At 64.1% G+C, this 16,149-nt stretch carries 14 protein-coding genes and 4 tRNA genes; 16 read left to right on the top strand and 2 right to left on the bottom strand.

The window, feature by feature from the left end; genetic code table 11:
- Positions 1–68: 68 nt before the first annotated feature.
- From ACG10_RS14055 to ACG10_RS14005, 12 genes are all read left to right on the top strand, one after another.
- Positions 69–1,043 (top strand): GlxA family transcriptional regulator, encoded by a 975-nt coding sequence (locus ACG10_RS14055; protein ID WP_039803051.1) that lies wholly within the window; start codon positions 69–71, stop codon positions 1,041–1,043.
- A gap of 225 nt (positions 1,044–1,268) precedes the next feature.
- Entirely contained in the window at positions 1,269–2,489 is a 1,221-nt protein-coding gene (locus ACG10_RS14050; protein WP_089168684.1) for an aspartate aminotransferase family protein, read from the top strand.
- A 55-nt stretch (positions 2,490–2,544) separates the two neighbouring features.
- Positions 2,545–3,564 (top strand): arginine/ornithine succinyltransferase subunit alpha, encoded by a 1,020-nt coding sequence (gene aruF / locus ACG10_RS14045; protein ID WP_089168683.1) that lies wholly within the window; start codon positions 2,545–2,547, stop codon positions 3,562–3,564.
- A gap of 34 nt (positions 3,565–3,598) precedes the next feature.
- Positions 3,599–4,639, top strand: coding sequence for an arginine N-succinyltransferase (gene astA / locus ACG10_RS14040; RefSeq protein ID WP_089168682.1), 1,041 nt, complete (start codon positions 3,599–3,601; stop codon positions 4,637–4,639).
- Complete coding sequence (locus ACG10_RS23770; protein WP_157731457.1) at positions 4,636–4,794, top strand: hypothetical protein; 159 nt, start codon at positions 4,636–4,638, stop codon at positions 4,792–4,794. The genes astA and ACG10_RS23770 overlap by 4 nt, the downstream gene beginning before the upstream one ends.
- 85 nt (positions 4,795–4,879) lie before the next feature.
- Positions 4,880–5,158, top strand: coding sequence for a topoisomerase II (locus ACG10_RS14035; protein WP_089168681.1), 279 nt, complete (start codon positions 4,880–4,882; stop codon positions 5,156–5,158).
- A gap of 410 nt (positions 5,159–5,568) precedes the next feature.
- On the top strand, positions 5,569–8,193 hold the full coding sequence (gene alaS, locus ACG10_RS14030; protein ID WP_089168680.1) for an alanine--tRNA ligase: 2,625 nt from the start codon (positions 5,569–5,571) through the stop codon (positions 8,191–8,193).
- Between the two features lie 99 nt (positions 8,194–8,292).
- Positions 8,293–9,528 carry an aspartate kinase gene (locus tag ACG10_RS14025; protein ID WP_089168679.1) on the top strand — a complete coding sequence of 412 codons (1,236 nt, stop codon included), beginning with the start codon at positions 8,293–8,295 and terminating at the stop codon, positions 9,526–9,528.
- 185 nt (positions 9,529–9,713) lie between these two features.
- Positions 9,714–9,899 (top strand): carbon storage regulator CsrA, encoded by a 186-nt coding sequence (gene csrA, locus ACG10_RS14020; protein ID WP_003283978.1) that lies wholly within the window; start codon positions 9,714–9,716, stop codon positions 9,897–9,899.
- 61 nt (positions 9,900–9,960) lie between these two features.
- A tRNA-Ser gene (locus ACG10_RS14015) sits at positions 9,961–10,051 on the top strand.
- 111 nt (positions 10,052–10,162) lie between these two features.
- Positions 10,163–10,239: transfer RNA gene (locus ACG10_RS14010), tRNA-Arg, on the top strand.
- 65 nt (positions 10,240–10,304) lie between these two features.
- A tRNA-Arg gene (locus ACG10_RS14005) sits at positions 10,305–10,381 on the top strand.
- A 34-nt stretch (positions 10,382–10,415) separates the two neighbouring features.
- On the opposite strand, the gene ACG10_RS14000 is transcribed toward ACG10_RS14005, so the two are convergent.
- Positions 10,416–10,928: a DUF4124 domain-containing protein gene (locus ACG10_RS14000; RefSeq protein WP_089168678.1), complete on the bottom strand. Its 513-nt coding sequence runs from the start codon at positions 10,926–10,928 to the stop codon at positions 10,416–10,418.
- Between the two features lie 307 nt (positions 10,929–11,235).
- Here ACG10_RS14000 and mgtE point away from each other — a divergent pair, with 307 nt between their 5' ends.
- Complete coding sequence (mgtE, locus tag ACG10_RS13995) at positions 11,236–12,678, top strand: magnesium transporter (RefSeq protein ID WP_089168677.1); 1,443 nt, start codon at positions 11,236–11,238, stop codon at positions 12,676–12,678.
- Positions 12,679–12,947: 269 nt separating this feature from the next.
- On the opposite strand, the gene ACG10_RS13990 is transcribed toward mgtE, so the two are convergent.
- A complete protein-coding gene (locus ACG10_RS13990) occupies positions 12,948–13,286 on the bottom strand; it encodes an Arc family DNA-binding protein (RefSeq protein WP_039803067.1) in 339 nt (112 codons plus the stop codon).
- A gap of 375 nt (positions 13,287–13,661) precedes the next feature.
- Between ACG10_RS13990 and ACG10_RS13985 the strand changes: the two genes are divergently transcribed.
- From ACG10_RS13985 to ACG10_RS13975, 3 genes are all read left to right on the top strand, one after another.
- Positions 13,662–13,736 (top strand) — tRNA-Arg (locus ACG10_RS13985).
- Positions 13,737–13,916: 180 nt separating this feature from the next.
- Positions 13,917–15,257 (top strand): glutamine synthetase family protein, encoded by a 1,341-nt coding sequence (locus ACG10_RS13980; RefSeq protein WP_039803068.1) that lies wholly within the window; start codon positions 13,917–13,919, stop codon positions 15,255–15,257.
- 190 nt (positions 15,258–15,447) lie between these two features.
- Positions 15,448–16,062, top strand: a complete 615-nt coding sequence (locus ACG10_RS13975) for a TIGR04282 family arsenosugar biosynthesis glycosyltransferase (RefSeq protein WP_039803070.1) — start codon at positions 15,448–15,450, stop codon at positions 16,060–16,062.
- Positions 16,063–16,149: the final 87 nt, after the last annotated feature.

Genomic DNA, 16,149 nt, shown 5'->3' with positions numbered 1-16,149 from the left:
TTTGCCGGAGCCTGTGCAGCCGGCGAGGCTTATTCAATGTCCGGCCCCCGGAAGCTTCGTCGCCCGCCATGACTGTCCATCGAATCGGTATTCTCCTCTGGCCCGGGACCCGGCCCCTGACCCCGGCCCTGGTGGAGGAGGCCCTGCAACTTGCCATCCACCTGCAGCCGCAGGTGCGCTACGAGTGGTGCTTCCTGCAGGCCGAGGTGCCGCAGGAGGGCGAATGGCGCCTGCCCGGCGTGCCCTGGGAAGGCCGCCTGGAGGGCTTCGACAAGCTGTTGCTGCTGGCCGACGCGCCGACCATCCGTGTGGCGCCGCCGCTGGCCGCGGCGCTCAGGCAGGTGGCGCGCGAGGGCTGCCAGCTCGGCGGGCTGTCTGCCGGGGTCTATCCGCTGGCCCAGCTCGGGCTGCTCGACGGCTACCGGGCGGCGGTGCACTGGCGCTGGCAGGAGGATTTCGCCGAGCGCTTTCCGCGGGTGATCGCCACTGCTCATCTGTTCGACTGGGACCGCGATCGTCTCACCGCCTGCGGCGGCCTGGCGGTGCTCGATCTGCTACTGGCGGTGCTGGCCCAGGACCACGGCGCCGAGCTGGCCTGCACCGTCAGCGAGGAGCTGGTGGTCGAGCGCATCCGCGAGGGTGGCGAGCGCCAGCGGGTGCCGCTGCAGAACCGCCTCGGCTCCAGTCATCCGAAGCTGACCCAGGCGGTGCTGCTGATGGAGGCCAATATCGAGGAGCCTTTGACCACCGACGAGATCGCCCAGCACGTCTGCGTCTCGCGGCGCCAGCTGGAGCGCATTTTCAAGCAGTACCTGAACCGGGTGCCGAGCCAGTATTACCTGGAGCTGCGCCTGAACAAGGCCCGCCAGCTGCTGCTGCAAACCGGCAAGTCGATCATCCAGATCGGCCTGTCCTGCGGCTTCTCCTCCGGGCCGCATTTTTCCAGCGCCTACCGCGGCTTCTTCGGCACCACCCCGCGGGAGGACCGCAACCAGCGGCGTGCCGGCGGCCAGTTCGAGTCGACCGCGCCGGCCGAGCCGTGATCCGGAGCGCCATCGGCTCCTGGCCGGGGGATTTTTTCTGTCGAGCCGCTTTTTCCGCGGCGCACAGCGTTTAAACTGCGCCCTCCTGATGCTTTCCGCGCTGTCGCCGGAAGGCGGGGAACCCTGCAAATGGCGCCGCACCAGGTTGTCGTCTGGCGAGAATACCCGCCGCAGGGGCGTTTCCAGAATCCTTCTTCGCTAGCCTACCGTGGCAGGAGTTTCCCGATGTCCGTTGAGCATGCTCAGGTGCAACGCGCCGATTTCGACCAGTTGATGGTCCCCAACTATGCCCCTGCCGCCTTCATTCCGGTGCGCGGCCAGGGCTCGCGAGTCTGGGATCAGAGCGGTCGCGAGCTGATCGACTTCACCGGCGGGATCGCGGTGAACTCCCTGGGTCACTGCCATCCGCGGTTGGTGGCGGCGCTGACCGAGCAGGCCGGGAAGATCTGGCATGTCTCGAACATCTTCACCAACGAGCCGACCCTGCGCCTGGCGAAGAAGCTGGAGGACGCCACCTTCGCCGACCGAGCGTTCTTCTGCAACTCCGGCGCCGAGGCCAACGAGGCGGCCTTCAAGCTGGCCCGGCGCGTCGCCCACGACCGCTTCGGGCCGCAGAAGTGCGAGATCATCTCCGCGCTGGACAGCTTCCACGGGCGTACCTTCTTCACCGTCAGCGTCGCCGGCCAGCCCAAGTACTCCGACGGTTTCGGGCCGAGGCCCGAAGGCATCACCCATGTCCCCTACAACGACCTGGCAGCCCTGGAGGCGGCGATTTCCGAGCGGACCTGCGCGGTGGTGCTGGAGCCGATCCAGGGCGAGAGCGGCATTCTCCCGGCCCAGCAGGCCTACCTGGAAGGCGCGCGCCGGCTGTGCGACCAGTACAACGCGCTGCTGATCTTCGACGAAGTGCAGACCGGCGTCGGCCGCACCGGCGAACTCTTCGCCTACATGCACTACGGCGTGGTCCCGGACATCCTGTCCACCGCCAAGGGGCTGGGCGGCGGCTTCCCGATCGGTGCCATGCTCACCCGCACCGACCTGGCCAGGCACTTCCCGGCCGGCGTGCACGGCACTACCTTCGGCGGCAACCCGCTGGCCTGCGCGGTGGCCGAGGCGGTGATCGACGTGGTCAACACCCCGGAGGTGCTGCAGGGGGTGAAGGACAAGCACCAGCGCTTCAAGACCCGTCTCGAGGCGATCGGTGCGCAGTACGGCATCTTCAGCCAGGTGCGCGGCATGGGCATGCTGATCGGCAGTGTGCTGAGCGAGCCTTGGAAGGGCAGGGCCCGCGACGTGCTGGTCGCTGCCGAGCAGGAGGCCCTGATGGTGCTGCAGGCCGGCGCCGACGTGGTGCGTTTCGCGCCGAGCCTGGTGATCGAGGATGCCGACATCGACGAAGGGCTGGAGCGTTTCGAGCGGGCCATCGCCCGGCTGGTCCGCGGCTGATCGGCGCAAGACACGGGACGCTGCGCTCCCGCCCGTCCCCAAGGAGTGACGCCCCATGCTGGTGATGCGCCCCGCGCAAATGGCCGATCTGGCCGAGGTTCAGCGTCTGGCCGCGGACAGTCCGATCGGCGTCACTTCGCTGCCCGACGATCGCGAGCGCCTGCGCGAAAAGATCGCCGTGTCCGAGTCCTCGTTCGCCGCGGAGGTCAGCTTCAGCGGCGAGGAGCGCTACTTCTTCGTCCTCGAGGAGCCGGGTAGCGGGCGTCTGCTCGGCTGCTCGGGGATCGTCGCCTCGGCGGGTTATTCCGAGGCCTTCTACAGTTTTCGCAACGAGACCTTCGTGCACGCCTCGCGCGAGCTGAAGATCCACAACAAGATCCATGTCCTGTCGATCTGCCATGATCTGACCGGCAGCAGTCTGCTGAGCAGCTTCTATATCGAGCCGACGCTGGCGCACACGCCCTGGGCCGAGCTGATCTCCCGCGGCCGCCTGCTGTTCATGGCCAGCCATCCGGAGCGCTTCGCCGACGCCGTGGTGGTGGAAGTTCTCGGGCCGAGCGACGACCTGGGCGACTCGCCGTTCTGGGACGCGGTCGGCCGGCACTTCTTCGACATGAGCTACGCGGCGGCCGAGCGCCTGTCCAGCCTGCGCAGTCGTACCTTCCTCGCCGAGCTGATGCCGCACTACCCGATCTACGTGCCGTTGCTGCCGGATGCCGCCCAGGAGGCCATGGGCCAGGTCCACCCGCGCGCGCAGATCAGCTTCGACATCATGACCCGCGAGGGTTTCGAGACCGAGCATTACATCGATATCTTCGACGGTGGGCCGATCCTCCATGCGCGCACCGCCGGCGTCCGCTCGATCGCCCGCAGCGCCGTGGCGCCGGTGGCCATCGGTGCCGGCGAGCGTGCCGCCGGTCGGACCTACCTGCTCAGCAACGGCGGCCTGCAGGATTTTCGCGCCAGCCTGGTCGAGCTGGACTGGACGCCCGGCCAGCCGCTGACGCTGAGCGCCGAGACGGCTGCGGCCCTCGGCGTCGGCGAAGGCGACAGCCTGCGCCTGGTGGCCCTGTGAGCGGCCTTGCGCTCGTGATACTGGCGGAGGAAACATGATCGTTCGTCCCGTGCGCAACGCCGACCTGCCCGCGCTGATCGACCTTGCCCGCAGTACTGGCGCAGGTACCGGTCTGATCTCGCTGCCGTCCAACGAGGAACGCCTGGCACAGCGCGTCGCGATGGCGGAACGGAGCTTTCGCGGCGAGGCCGCGAAGGCCGACGCCGACTATCTGTTCGTGCTGGAAACCGACCAGGGGCGGATCGCCGGCATCGCCGGGCTGACCGCCGCCGTGGGGCTGCGCGAGCCCTGGTACAACTACCGGGTCGGGCTGACCGTCAGCGCCTCGCGGGAGCTGGAGCTGTACCGGGAGATTCCCACACTGTTCCTCGCCAACGACCTGACCGGCAATTCCGAACTCTGCTCGCTGTTCCTCCAGGCCGAGCACCGCAGCGGGCTGAACGGCCGCCTGCTGGCGAAGTCGCGCCTGCTGTTTCTCGCCGAATTCCGCACCCTGTTCGCCGACAAGGTGATTGCCGAATTGCGCGGCATGTCCGATGCCAACGCCCGCTCGCCGTTCTGGGAAAGCCTCGGTCGGCACTTCTTCCGCATGGAGTTCCGCCAGGCCGACTATCTCACCGGAGTTGGCAATCGTGCCTTCATCGCCCAGCTGATGCCGAGGTTTCCGCTCTACAGCTGCTTCCTCTCCGAGGAGGCGCGTGCAGCGATCGGCCGTGTGCACCCGCACAGCGAGCCGGCGCTGGCGATGCTTCGGGCGGAGGGCTTCAGCTATCAGGGCTATGTCGACATCTTCGATGCCGGTCCGGTGGTCGAATGCGAAACGGCGAAGATCCGTGCCGTGCGCGACAGTCAGACCCTGGTGCTGGCGGTCGGTACGCCAGGGGACGAGGCCGAGCCCTACCTGATCCACAATCGACAACGCCAGGACTGCCGGATCACCGCCGCTCCGGCACGGGTGGCGGCCGGTACCCTGGTGGTCGATCCGCCGACCGCCAGGCGCCTGCAGCTCTGCGCCGGAGCCCAGGTGCGTGCGGTGCCGCTCGCTGTTGCCCAGCCGCGCGGAGACGGGCGATGAATTTCGGCAGGCTGTCCTGGAGCAGCCTGGCTTTCCTGGCCGGGCAGAGGCCTTTCGATCCGGAGGCGGCCGCCCGCCGGATCCTGACGAAGACGAAGGTGCTGCATGGCCTGGCCGATCCCCGAGTTGCGCGCCGAGTGCCGCGGACGAGCTGACGCGGCCCCCGGGATTGGGCCCCGTCTATCCTTTTCAAATTGACCGAACCCGCCGCCTGTGGCGGTCTACTCCTGGAGCTGAACAATGACCGATGCCTTGCAACTCGTTCTCGAAGACACCGATGGTACCCAGCTGGAAACCTCCTGCACCCGTTTTGCGGTGATCTGGCAGGGCCGCGAACTCTGGGTCCAGCAGGCCAACGGCCAGCTGCTGATCGGCGTGGATGTGGATGAGGGCGATGCCGAGTACGCCAACCTGCTGTTGCGCCCGATGGCCACCAACCTGGTCAGTCTGCAACTGGAGATGGAGCCGGCCGAAGCCGGTGATGACGACCATGTGCATGGTCCCGAGTGCGACCACTGACCGTCCCGTCGTTCCCCGGCCTGTGGTAGTCCGAGTCCGCCGCCGGCAACTTCCGCGCTGGCGCAGGGCGGACTGCTCGAGCTGACGCCTGGAAGGCGTTCCGCCCGCCTGCAAGAGCGGAGGCTGGATGCACTGCCTCGAGCGTCCGCTCCGCGGCGTGCATGCGGTATCCGGGCCGTGCATGCGACTGTCGCTCCTGCTCGACAAGCGCGGGGCGGTTCGTGCCGGCCGGCGTTACCTGAACCATGATCCCAACGCCTGTTCGGCGGCCGGCATCCGGGGATGCGGCTGCCTGTGGCAGCTCGGATCCGCTGATGGAAGAAAGCGCTACCGTGGTCGCACGGGGCCGATATAATGCGTCCCTTTGCCAATCTTGCCGTGGCCGCAGTTTTCTCTGGACCCATTCATTTATGAAAAGCGCAGAAATCCGTGAAGCCTTCCTCCGCTTCTTCGAAGAGAAGGGGCACACCCGTGTGGCCTCCAGTTCGCTGATTCCGGCGAACGACCCGACCCTGCTGTTCACCAACGCCGGCATGAACCAGTTCAAGGACTGTTTCCTCGGCCTGGAAAAGCGTGCCTACACCCGCGCCACCACCAGCCAGAAGTGCGTGCGTGCCGGCGGCAAGCACAACGATCTGGAGAACGTCGGCTACACCGCCCGTCATCACACCTTCTTCGAGATGCTGGGCAACTTCAGCTTCGGCGACTATTTCAAGCGCGACGCCATCGCCTATGCCTGGGAGTTCCTGACTTCGCCGAAGTGGCTGAACCTGCCCGCCGAGAAGCTCTGGGTCACCGTCTATGCCAGCGATGACGAGGCCTACGACATCTGGACCCGGGAAGTCGGCGTGCCGGCCGAGCGCATGGTGCGCATCGGCGACAACAAGGGTGCGCCCTACGCTTCCGACAACTTCTGGGCGATGGGCGACACCGGTCCCTGCGGCCCGTGCACCGAGATCTTCTACGACCACGGCGAAGGCATCTGGGGCGGCCCGCCCGGTTCCCCGGAAGAGGACGGCGACCGCTACATCGAGATCTGGAACAACGTGTTCATGCAGTTCAACCGTACTGCCGACGGTGTGCTGCATCCGCTGCCGGCGCCCTCGGTGGACACCGGCATGGGCCTCGAGCGGATCAGCGCGGTGCTGCAGCACGTCCACTCCAACTACGAGATCGACCTGTTCCAGAACCTGCTGGCCGCCTCTGCGCAGGCCATCGGCTGCGCCAACGACGGCGCACCGTCGCTCAAGGTGGTGGCCGACCACATCCGTTCCTGCGGCTTCCTGATCGCCGACGGCGTGACCCCGTCCAACGAGGGCCGTGGCTACGTGCTGCGCCGCATCATTCGTCGCGCCTGCCGCCACGGCAACAAGCTGGGCGCCAAGGGTGCCTTCTTCCACAAGATCGTCGCCGCGCTGGTCACCGAGATGGGCGATGCCTATCCGGAGCTCAGGCAGCAGCGGGCACAGATCGAGCGCGTGTTGAAGAACGAGGAAGAACAGTTCGCCAAGACCCTGGAGCAGGGCCTGAAGATCCTCGAGCAGGACCTGGTCGAACTGCAGGGCAAGGTCATTCCCGGTGACGTGGTGTTCAAGCTCTATGACACCTATGGCTTCCCGGTCGACCTGACCGCCGACATCGCCCGCGAGCGCGAGCTGTCGATCGACGAGGACGGCTTCGAGCGCGAGATGCAGGCCCAGCGCGAGCGCGCCCGTTCGGCCAGCGCCTTCGGCCTCGACTACAACAGCCTGGTCAAGGTCGACGCCGACACCCTGTTCACCGGCTACGAGGGTACCTTCGGTCAGGGCCAGGTGGTCGCCCTGTTCAGGGATGGCGCTGCCGTCGAGCAGCTCGGCGAAGGCGAGGAGGGCGTGGTGGTGCTCGACCGCACCCCGTTCTATGCCGAGTCCGGCGGCCAGGTCGGCGACTGCGGCTACCTGAGTGATGCCGGCGGCGTGCGTTTCGACGTGCGCGACACCACCAAGGCCGGCGGTGCTTACCTGCACCACGGCGTGGTCGCCGAGGGCGGCCTGCGTGTCGGCCAGACCCTGGAGGCGCAGGTCGACGGTTCGGTGCGCGGCGCCACCGCGCTCAACCACTCGGCCACTCACCTGCTGCATGCCGCGCTGCGCCAGATCCTCGGCGAGCATGTGCAGCAGAAGGGTTCGCTGGTCAACAGCCAGCGCCTGCGCTTCGACTTCAGTCACTTCGAGGCGGTGACCGCGGAGCAGATCAAGGTCCTGGAAGCGCTGGTCAATGCCGAGATCCGCAAGAACAGCACGGTGGAAACCGAAGTCACCGATATCGACTCGGCGAAGAAGAAGGGCGCCATGGCCCTGTTCGGCGAGAAATACGGCGACAGTGTGCGCGTGCTGAGCATGGGCGATTTCTCCATTGAGCTGTGCGGTGGCATCCATGCCAGGCGCACTGGCGACATCGGTCTGTTCAAGATCGTCAGCGAGGGCGGCGTGGCCGCCGGCGTGCGCCGTATCGAGGCGGTGACAGGCGCGGGTGCGCTGGACTACCTGAACGGCGCCGAGGAGCAGCTCAAGGAAGCGGCGGCGCTGGTCAAGGGCAGTCGCGACAACCTGCTGGACAAGCTGGCCGGTCTGCTGGAGCGCAATCGTCAGCTGGAGAAGGAGCTGGAACAGCTGAAAGCCAAGGCTGCTAGTGCGGCCGGCGACGATCTGGCCGCCTCGGCCATCGAGGTCAAGGGGGTACAGGTACTGTCTGCCCGTCTCGATGGCCTGGAAGGCAAGGCCCTGCTGGTGCTGGTCGACCAGTTGAAGAACAAGCTGGGCAGTGCGGTGATCCTGCTCGGCGGCGAGTTCGAGGGCAAGGTCGTGCTGGTCGCTGGCGTCACCCAGGACCTGGCCGGCAAGCTCAAGGCCGGCGACCTGATGAAACAGGCGGCGGCGGCGGTCGGTGGCAAGGGCGGCGGTCGTCCGGACATGGCCCAGGGCGGCGGCACCGAGGCCGGCAAGCTGAACGAGGCGCTGGCGCTGGTCGTGCCGTTCGTCGAGCAGGCTCTGTAACGGCCCGCCTCCCGATCCCGGGCCGCGCCGGCCGGCCTTGGCAGTCGGCGCGCTGGAAATGTTTAATGGCGCCCTTCACGGGCTTAGGTGGCTTTTCAAATGGCGTTGATCGTACAGAAATTCGGGGGCACCTCTGTAGGCTCCATCGAGCGGATCGAGCAGGTAGCCGAGAAGGTCCAGAAATTCCGCGAGAACGGCGATGACATCGTGGTTGTGGTTTCCGCCATGAGCGGCGAGACCAATCGCCTGATCGGCCTGGCCAAGCAGATCAGCGAGCAGCCCGTGCCGCGCGAGCTGGATGTGATGGTCTCGACCGGTGAGCAGGTGACCATTGCCCTGCTGGCCATGGCGCTGATCAAGCGCGGCGTACCGGCGGTGTCCTACACCGGCAATCAGGTGCGCATTCTTACCGACAGCTCCTTTACAAAGGCACGAATCCTGCAAATCGATGACCAGAGGCTGCGTGCCGATCTCAAGGCCGGTCGCGTGGTGGTGGTTGCCGGTTTCCAGGGGGTCGACGAGCACGGCAACATCACCACTCTTGGGCGCGGCGGTTCCGACACCACTGGGGTGGCCCTGGCCGCGGCCCTGAAGGCCGACGAGTGCCAGATCTATACCGATGTCGACGGCGTCTACACCACCGATCCGCGAGTGGTGCCCAAGGCCCAGCGTCTGGACAAGATCACCTTCGAGGAGATGCTGGAAATGGCCAGCCTGGGCTCGAAGGTGCTGCAGATCCGCTCGGTGGAGTTCGCCGGCAAATACAATGTCCCGCTGCGCGTGCTGCACAGCTTTCAGGAGGGGCCGGGCACCCTCATTACCACCGATGAAGAGGAATCCATGGAACAGCCGATCATTTCCGGCATCGCCTTCAATCGCGACGAAGCCAAGCTGACCATTCGCGGCGTGCCGGACAATCCCGGCGTGGCGTTCAAGATCCTCGGGCCGATCAGTGCGGCCAATATCGAGGTGGACATGATTGTGCAGAACATCGCGCACGACAACACCACCGACTTCACCTTCACCGTACACCGCAACGACTATTTGAGCGCCATGCGCGTGTTGGAGAACACCGCGCGCGAAATTGGTGCGCGCGAGGTCATTGGCGATACCGACATTGCCAAGGTTTCCATCGTTGGAGTAGGCATGCGTTCCCATGCCGGGGTTGCCAGCCGCATGTTCGAAGCCTTGGCCAAGGAAGGTATCAATATCCAGATGATCTCGACTTCGGAAATCAAGGTTTCCGTGGTCATCGAGGAGAAGTACCTGGAACTGGCGGTTCGTGCCCTGCATACCGCGTTCGAGTTGGATGCTCCTGCCCGCCAGGGCGAGTGAGCGAGTGACTGATGAAGGCGCGGAGTAATCCCGCGCCTTCATCGTTTTGCCCGGGTGAGGAGGGCTTTCCTTTCGCCAGCCCTGGTCAATACTTGGGTGTATATTCCTTGGGGTAGGGTGGGAATATCACCATTTTTATTTTTGCAGACTGTTGTTCTGTTGACTTCCCATAAAAGGAGAAAGGAATGCTGATTCTGACTCGTCGGGTCGGAGAGACCCTGATGGTGGGTGATGATGTGACGGTCACCGTGCTGGGTGTGAAAGGTAATCAGGTGCGCATTGGCGTCAATGCACCGAAAGAGGTCGCTGTACATCGCGAAGAAATCTACCAACGCATTCAGAAAGAAAAAGATCAAGAGCCAAGCCACTAATTTTTATCGATTTTTAGCTTGGCAAGCGGGGCAAAGGCCGGTATGATTCGCCCCGTGTTGCGGAGGGGTGGCCGAGTGGCCGAAGGCGCTCCCCTGCTAAGGGAGTACACCTCAAAAGGGTGTCGGGGGTTCGAATCCCCCCTCCTCCGCCATTCACAAGCGTTGTAGGGTTGGGTGTTCTGCAGTGGTTCGGCAAGCTGGTGAAGTTGATCGAATTTTCGCTTGAACATCGAAGCAGAGTCCCTATAATGCGCACGCTCAGCGCACTCATAGCTCAGCTGGATAGAGTACCCGGCTACGAACCGGGCGGTCGGAGGTTCGAATCCTCCTGAGTGCGCCATTATTTGAATCGCCTGAGAAGGCCGGTTCGAAACCAGCGGTGATCTGGTCCATCAAGCGCCATACGCACTCATAGCTCAGCTGGATAGAGTACCCGGCTACGAACCGGGCGGTCGGAGGTTCGAATCCTCCTGAGTGCGCCATATCAGAAGGGCCTGCAGCGATGCAGGCCCTTTTTCATTTTCGGCTCTTGGCGCTGACGCAGTTATGTTCGTCGAAGTCGATCTGTCTCGTGTTGCCCGCATTGTCTCGGTAGTGGTAACTGGTTCGGCCGTTGCGTCTGGAAATCCGGCCCGGCTTGCCGAGGGCGCTTTCTACGTCCGCGCGGGGCATGCCTGAGCGCACTTCCTTTTGGATCATTGCTTCGCGGCGTTCTCGGCCTGTGATCTGGTTGCCGCAGCCATCGTCTTGCTGGCCGACAATGGTCGGCTCCTGAGGCTTGTCCTGTCTCGCGGTGCGGGGCGCGCGGTCCCGAGGCTCGCTTGCCATGGGGGTGGGGCTGTCGCCCTTGCCGGGCGTGGCGTTGAAGGCGCTCTGCAGCTGTTGCTGCTGGCCTGCAGGGCAGCCGTGATGGGTGAAGCTGATATGGCCGCCTGGGGCTGCGCAGCGATATACGGGCGCAGCGACGAGTGGGGGCGAAGAGCAGAGCAGAAGCGCTGTTGCCGAAGCGCGTATCAGTAATCCGTGCATGGGGCGTCCTCCTTGGCGTGGGGGCAGGGTAGCGCCTGCCTGCAGGGGGCGATGTGTCCCGGATCTCCTTGCCGGTGCCGCACGGTGAGATTGAGCGGAGGTTCGCATTGCAAGCGATTGTTCTGGCCAACATTCTGACGAGTGCAAGGCCGTCGGGCAGTGTTATGATTACGCCTGTCAGCCCCACCGGGGCTTGTGGAAATCCACCATGGACTTACCCAGTAGTTATTTCAAAACCGATTCGTGCAATCGCGCATTGACTGATTGATGCCCTTGGCGTGCTCCGCTGCTGGGGGTGGAGTTTGCCATGACTGAAGTTGAAGCCAAGAAGCAGCAGGAAAGCCTGCAGGAACGTCTCGCCCAGGTTGTGGAGCTGCTGCATCGGCACAAGCTGGTTGAAAACCTGACGCACCGCCAGTTGGGGGCGCACCATGATCTGGTCGAGGATCTGGTGCACCGGCAAAACCTGGCGGAGCTGCAACGCAAGCTCGACGAGCTGCATCCGGCGGATATCGCCTATATCCTCGAAGCTCTTCCTCTCGGCGACCGCCTGAGCGTCTGGCAACTGGTCAAGGCCGAGCGCGACGGTGACATCCTTCTCGAAGTATCTGACGCGGTTCGCGAAACCCTGATCGCCGACATGGACGATCATGAGCTGATCGCTGCTGCCAAGGAGCTGGGGGCCGACGAGCTTGCGGACCTGGCCCACGAACTGCCGCGCGATGTGGTTCACGAGCTGATGGAGTCCCTTGACGCCCAGCAGCGTGAGAGGGTGCGCTCGGCGCTCTCCTACGAAGAGGATCAGGTTGGCGCGCTGATGGATTTTGAGATGGTTACCATCCGCGAAGACGTCAGTCTGGAGGTGGTCTTGCGCTATCTGCGGCGCTTGAAGGAGCTGCCAGGGCACACCGACAAGCTGTTCGTGGTGGATTATGACGGGATGCTGAAGGGGGTGCTGCCGATCAAACGCCTGCTGGTCAGCGATCCCGAGCGACAGGTCGCCGAGATCATGGCGCTCGATCCGGTGCGCTTTCATCCCGACGAGGATGCCTACGATGCCGCCCAGGCCTTCGAGCGTTATGATCTGGTTTCCGCGCCCGTGGTGGACAGGGATGGCAAGCTGATCGGTCGCCTGACCATTGATGCCATGGTCGATCTGATTCGCGAGGAAGGCGAAAGTGAAGTGCTGAACATGGCCGGCTTGCGCGAGGAGGAGGATATCTTCGCCTCGGTCTGGAAGTCGGTTGGCAATCGCTGGGCATGGCTCGCGGTGAATCTGGTGACCGCTTTCGTCGCCTCCCGAGTGATCGGGTTGTTCGAGGATTCCATCGAGAAGCTGGTGGCCCTGGCGGCACTGATGCCGATCGTCGCCGGCATCGGCGGCAACTCCGGCAACCAGACTATCACCATGATCGTTCGTGCCATGGCTCTGGGGCAGGTCAGTACGGGCAACACGGCCCGTCTGCTGATCAAGGAGTTGGGGGTGGCGCTGATCAACGGCCTGGTCTGGGGAGGGGTGATCGGCATGGTGGCAGGCGTTCTTTACGGCAGCTGGTCACTGGCTGCGGTGATGACGGGCGCCATGACCCTGAATCTGCTGATGGCTGCTCTGATGGGAGTGCTGATTCCCATGACGCTGGCTAGGCTTGGGCGCGATCCGGCCATGGGGGCTAGTGTGATGATCACTGCCATGACTGACAGTGGCGGTTTCTTCATTTTCCTGGGGTTGGCCACACTGTTTTTGCTTTGAGTCGCTGCGGATGCGGGGCGGGGGCAAGCCGCTCGGCGTCTGCCTGAGGCTTGAGTTGTCATGGGGGTTTGGGAGTTTTACGGGGCCGACTTGATGGCCAGGGATGCAAGGTTCGAAGCGAGGCTGAGGTTTGGCGTCGACCTGCTGTGCGGCGAACATGCACGGCTCGTGATCAAAACAGGCCTATGGATATAGGCCTGTTCCCTGCGTCAGTCTCCGACGATTCAGTCAGAACCTCCGATTGAAGGTAGCGCCTGTCGATCATGCGGCTACTGCTCGGCACTCAGGCCTTCGGTCGCGAGTTCGCTATCCTGCGCGATCAAGGCGACCAAAGCATTCTGCTGGCGTCGGGTCAGTTGCCGGAAGCGCTGCAGAAGCTCCCGTTCATGCAGGGAAAGCTCGGGACTGTCCAGGCGCAGGCTAAGGTCGTCGCCCAGGGCGTCTTCCTGAAGCAGGCTTTGCTCCAAGCGTGCAATGATCTCCGAATTCATGCTGCGATGGTGGTTGCGCGCCACATCCGCGATACGTTCACGCATGCCGTCGGGTAGACGAACGACGAATTTGTCCGCTGTGCGGCTGGAGTAGAGTGCCTGTTTCATAGGTTGCATAGTTTCGACCGGTGAGTTGTTATAGAGTGCTGGCAATTAGCTTGCAAGGGTGTTTTCGGTATGACCTCGGCTCGCTGAAGTGGTTCACTCTTCTTGATGTTTGAGTCAATTAATCGGGGTGAACCGATTTGCATGTTTGATTGGCATCAGAATTCCTTCCGTGGCCATGCTGTGCCAAGCCCAAGAGTCGACTGCGCGAATAGGCTGTTGTTCCGTGGCTCTCTCCGTTTTTATGCAGGCTGCATGACAAAAGGCATTTTCATGGCTAAAATGCCGCCCCAGCGCCGTTGACCGATTGATCGAAGTCTTGTGGCATGTGTTCGTGGCTGAAGTGAGTCAGCAAGCACGACTACGCAAGATTCGATGACTTTCCATGTCCCCTTAGTTCAATGGATAGAACAAGCCCCTCCTAAGGGCTAGATGCTGGTTCGACTCCAGCAGGGGGCGCCATATCCCTGATCGCTCGGATTCCCGCCCTGTCGGCTTGTCATGCAAGCCTGCTGTGCCTGATCTTCGGTTGTCATGATAGCCAAAGCGTCTTGCCTTGGCTGGGGTAACGATGGACGGCTTGAACTCCCCGGTGGCGGCTGCGTACTGTGTACGGACCGCCGTGGAAGGGGAGGCCCCGTCATGATCAAGCCTCATCAGGCTCTCGTCGAACGCCTGGCTGATGTCGAGGAGGTCGAGTGCGTCACTCCCGATCTCAATGGGGTGCCGCGCGGCAAGGTGATGACCGCCACGGGCTTTCTCGCAGGACAGCGCTTGCAGTTGGCCCGCGGGGTGCTGTTGCAGTGCATCATGGGCGGCTATCCGCCAACCTGCTTCTATGGCAGTGACGATGGCGACCTGCTGTTGGTTCCCGACCCGCAGCAGATTCATCTGCTACCTTGGTGCGAGCGGCCTCGGGCGCTGGCGATTTGCGATGCCGAGGAGCTGAAGGGAGGCGGTTCGCCACTGTCTACCCGTACTCTGCTCAAACGGGTGCTGGCCGCCTATGCCCGCCAGGGCTGGCAGCCGGTGGTGGCCACCGAGCTGGAGTTCTTCGTCTTCGCTCCGCATGACGATCCGCATCTGCCGTTTCAGCCGCCGATCGGACTCGATGGACGGCGCGAGGCCGGCTTCTCGGCCTTCAGCATTTCCTCCAGCAACGGCTTGCGGCCCTTCTTCGACGATGTCTATCGCTGCATGGCGGCGCTCGGGCTGCCACGCGATACCTTCATGCACGAGATGGGTGTCAGCCAATTCGAGATCAACCTGCTGCACGGCGATCCCCTGCATGTGGCCGACCAGACCTTCCTGTTCAAACACCTGCTCAGGGAGGTGGCGCTCAGGCACGGGCTGATGGTGGTGTGCATGGCCAAGCCGCTGGCCGGGGTTCCCGGCAGCTCCATGCATATCCACCAGAGCCTGGTGGCGCAGGACAGCGGGAGGAATCTGTTCAGTGACGAATGCGGCGAACCGACGCCAGCCTTCCGTCACTTCATCGGTGGTCAGCAGCGGGCACTCGCCGACTTCACCCTGCTGTTTGCCCCGCACGTCAACTCCTACCAGCGGCTGTGCCATCCCTATGCCTCGCCGAACAATGTCTGCTGGTCGCATGACAATCGTGCGGCGGGCTTGCGCATTCCCGCCAGTCCACCGGCGGCGCGGCGGGTGGAGAACCGTCTGCCGGGCGCCGACGCCAACCCCTACCTGGCCATCACTGCCAGCCTGGCTGCCGGACTGTTCGGGCTGCAGCAGCAGGTGGAGCCGAGTGCGTCGCTGCAAGGCGAATTCCAGGTGCCGGAGGCCCTGACCCTGCCGAGCAGCATGCCGGTCGCACTGGCTAGACTCGAGCTCAGCCAGCTGGCGCGGGAGCTGTTTGGCAATGAATTCATCGAGGGTTATATCGCCAGCAAGAATCTGGAGCTGATGAGCTTTCTCGACGAGATCACCCCGTGGGAGCGGCGCGTTCTGGCAGGCCAGGCCTGAGCCCATTGCGCGCGTCTTCATTGCCCTTCCTTGCGGGAGAGAAGCGCCGTCGATCAGTACCGACCGACAACGTGCTGGGAAGGACATTCAATCAGGCGTACTGTATGGGTGATGCGGCATTTGCGCTGGGCCTTGTGAGATGACATGGCAGTCCATTGGCTGACAAGCGCGCATGAGGGGGGAACCTGGCATGAGCCTGTCGATTTCCTTGCATTTGCTGGCCCATGCCCTGGCTCCCGGTCAGGTGAAGCCTCGCCTGATTCCGGCCTTGGGCGAGGATGGGGCCTGCGACCTGCAGCGCCTGCTGGTGGAGCGTGCCCTGAGGCTGCCGGTGAACGACTTCCAGGATCGCTTCCTCTGGCTCGACGAGGGCCCCGACGAGGCCCTGGCCGCCATGGCGGAGGACTGCGGCTGGGCGGTCGTCGAGCAGCCGGCGGGTGATCTGGGCGAGCGGATGCGTCGCATCGCTACGCTTGGGCTCTGCACCACCGATGCGGTCATCCTGATCGGCAATGACTGCCCGGCGCTGGACAGCGACTACCTGCATGCCGCCTGCGCGGCCCTGCACGAGCGGGATGCCGTACTCGGGCCGGCCGAGCACGGCGACTTTGTCCTGCTGGGGCTGCGCCGGGTCGATCCGCTGCTGTTCGAGGCGATTCCCTGGGGCTGCGAGGACGTGTTGCCCATCACCTGCGAGCGCCTGCGCCAGCTCGGCTGGAGGCACTGCCTTTTGCCGCGGCTGTGGGAGGTGGAGGGTCCCGAGGATCTGTTGCGCCTGGCCGAGCTGGGCATTCGTCTGGATTAGCGCTGCGGGCGGAGGCTGCGTCCTGTCGGCGCAGCTACCGAGCGGGGGGCATCCTTTGTAGAATGCGGCCGTTCACTCAAGCATATC

This window comes from Azotobacter chroococcum, from assembly GCF_002220155.1.
Lineage (GTDB): Bacteria > Pseudomonadota > Gammaproteobacteria > Pseudomonadales > Pseudomonadaceae > Azotobacter > Azotobacter chroococcum.
The sequence above is the reverse complement of the archived record's forward strand: the minus strand, read 5'-3'. Positions and strand labels throughout refer to the sequence as shown.

What these genes read in the sequence shown, in the direction of transcription:
- ACG10_RS13990 (WP_039803067.1), bottom strand. Translation starts at nt 13,286, where the DNA reads ATGCAACCTATGAAACAGGCACTCTACTCCAGCCGCACAGCGGACAAA.
- ACG10_RS13980 (WP_039803068.1), top strand. Translation starts at nt 13,917, where the DNA reads ATGATCAAGCCTCATCAGGCTCTCGTCGAACGCCTGGCTGATGTCGAG.
- aruF (WP_089168683.1), top strand. Translation starts at nt 2,545, where the DNA reads ATGCTGGTGATGCGCCCCGCGCAAATGGCCGATCTGGCCGAGGTTCAG.
- alaS (WP_089168680.1), top strand. Translation starts at nt 5,569, where the DNA reads ATGAAAAGCGCAGAAATCCGTGAAGCCTTCCTCCGCTTCTTCGAAGAG.
- csrA (WP_003283978.1), top strand. Translation starts at nt 9,714, where the DNA reads ATGCTGATTCTGACTCGTCGGGTCGGAGAGACCCTGATGGTGGGTGAT.
- ACG10_RS14055 (WP_039803051.1), top strand. Translation starts at nt 69, where the DNA reads ATGACTGTCCATCGAATCGGTATTCTCCTCTGGCCCGGGACCCGGCCC.
- ACG10_RS23770 (WP_157731457.1), top strand. Translation starts at nt 4,636, where the DNA reads ATGAATTTCGGCAGGCTGTCCTGGAGCAGCCTGGCTTTCCTGGCCGGG.
- ACG10_RS13975 (WP_039803070.1), top strand. Translation starts at nt 15,448, where the DNA reads ATGAGCCTGTCGATTTCCTTGCATTTGCTGGCCCATGCCCTGGCTCCC.
- ACG10_RS14025 (WP_089168679.1), top strand. Translation starts at nt 8,293, where the DNA reads ATGGCGTTGATCGTACAGAAATTCGGGGGCACCTCTGTAGGCTCCATC.
- ACG10_RS14050 (WP_089168684.1), top strand. Translation starts at nt 1,269, where the DNA reads ATGTCCGTTGAGCATGCTCAGGTGCAACGCGCCGATTTCGACCAGTTG.
- astA (WP_089168682.1), top strand. Translation starts at nt 3,599, where the DNA reads ATGATCGTTCGTCCCGTGCGCAACGCCGACCTGCCCGCGCTGATCGAC.
- ACG10_RS14035 (WP_089168681.1), top strand. Translation starts at nt 4,880, where the DNA reads ATGACCGATGCCTTGCAACTCGTTCTCGAAGACACCGATGGTACCCAG.
- ACG10_RS14000 (WP_089168678.1), bottom strand. Translation starts at nt 10,928, where the DNA reads ATGCACGGATTACTGATACGCGCTTCGGCAACAGCGCTTCTGCTCTGC.
- mgtE (WP_089168677.1), top strand. Translation starts at nt 11,236, where the DNA reads ATGACTGAAGTTGAAGCCAAGAAGCAGCAGGAAAGCCTGCAGGAACGT.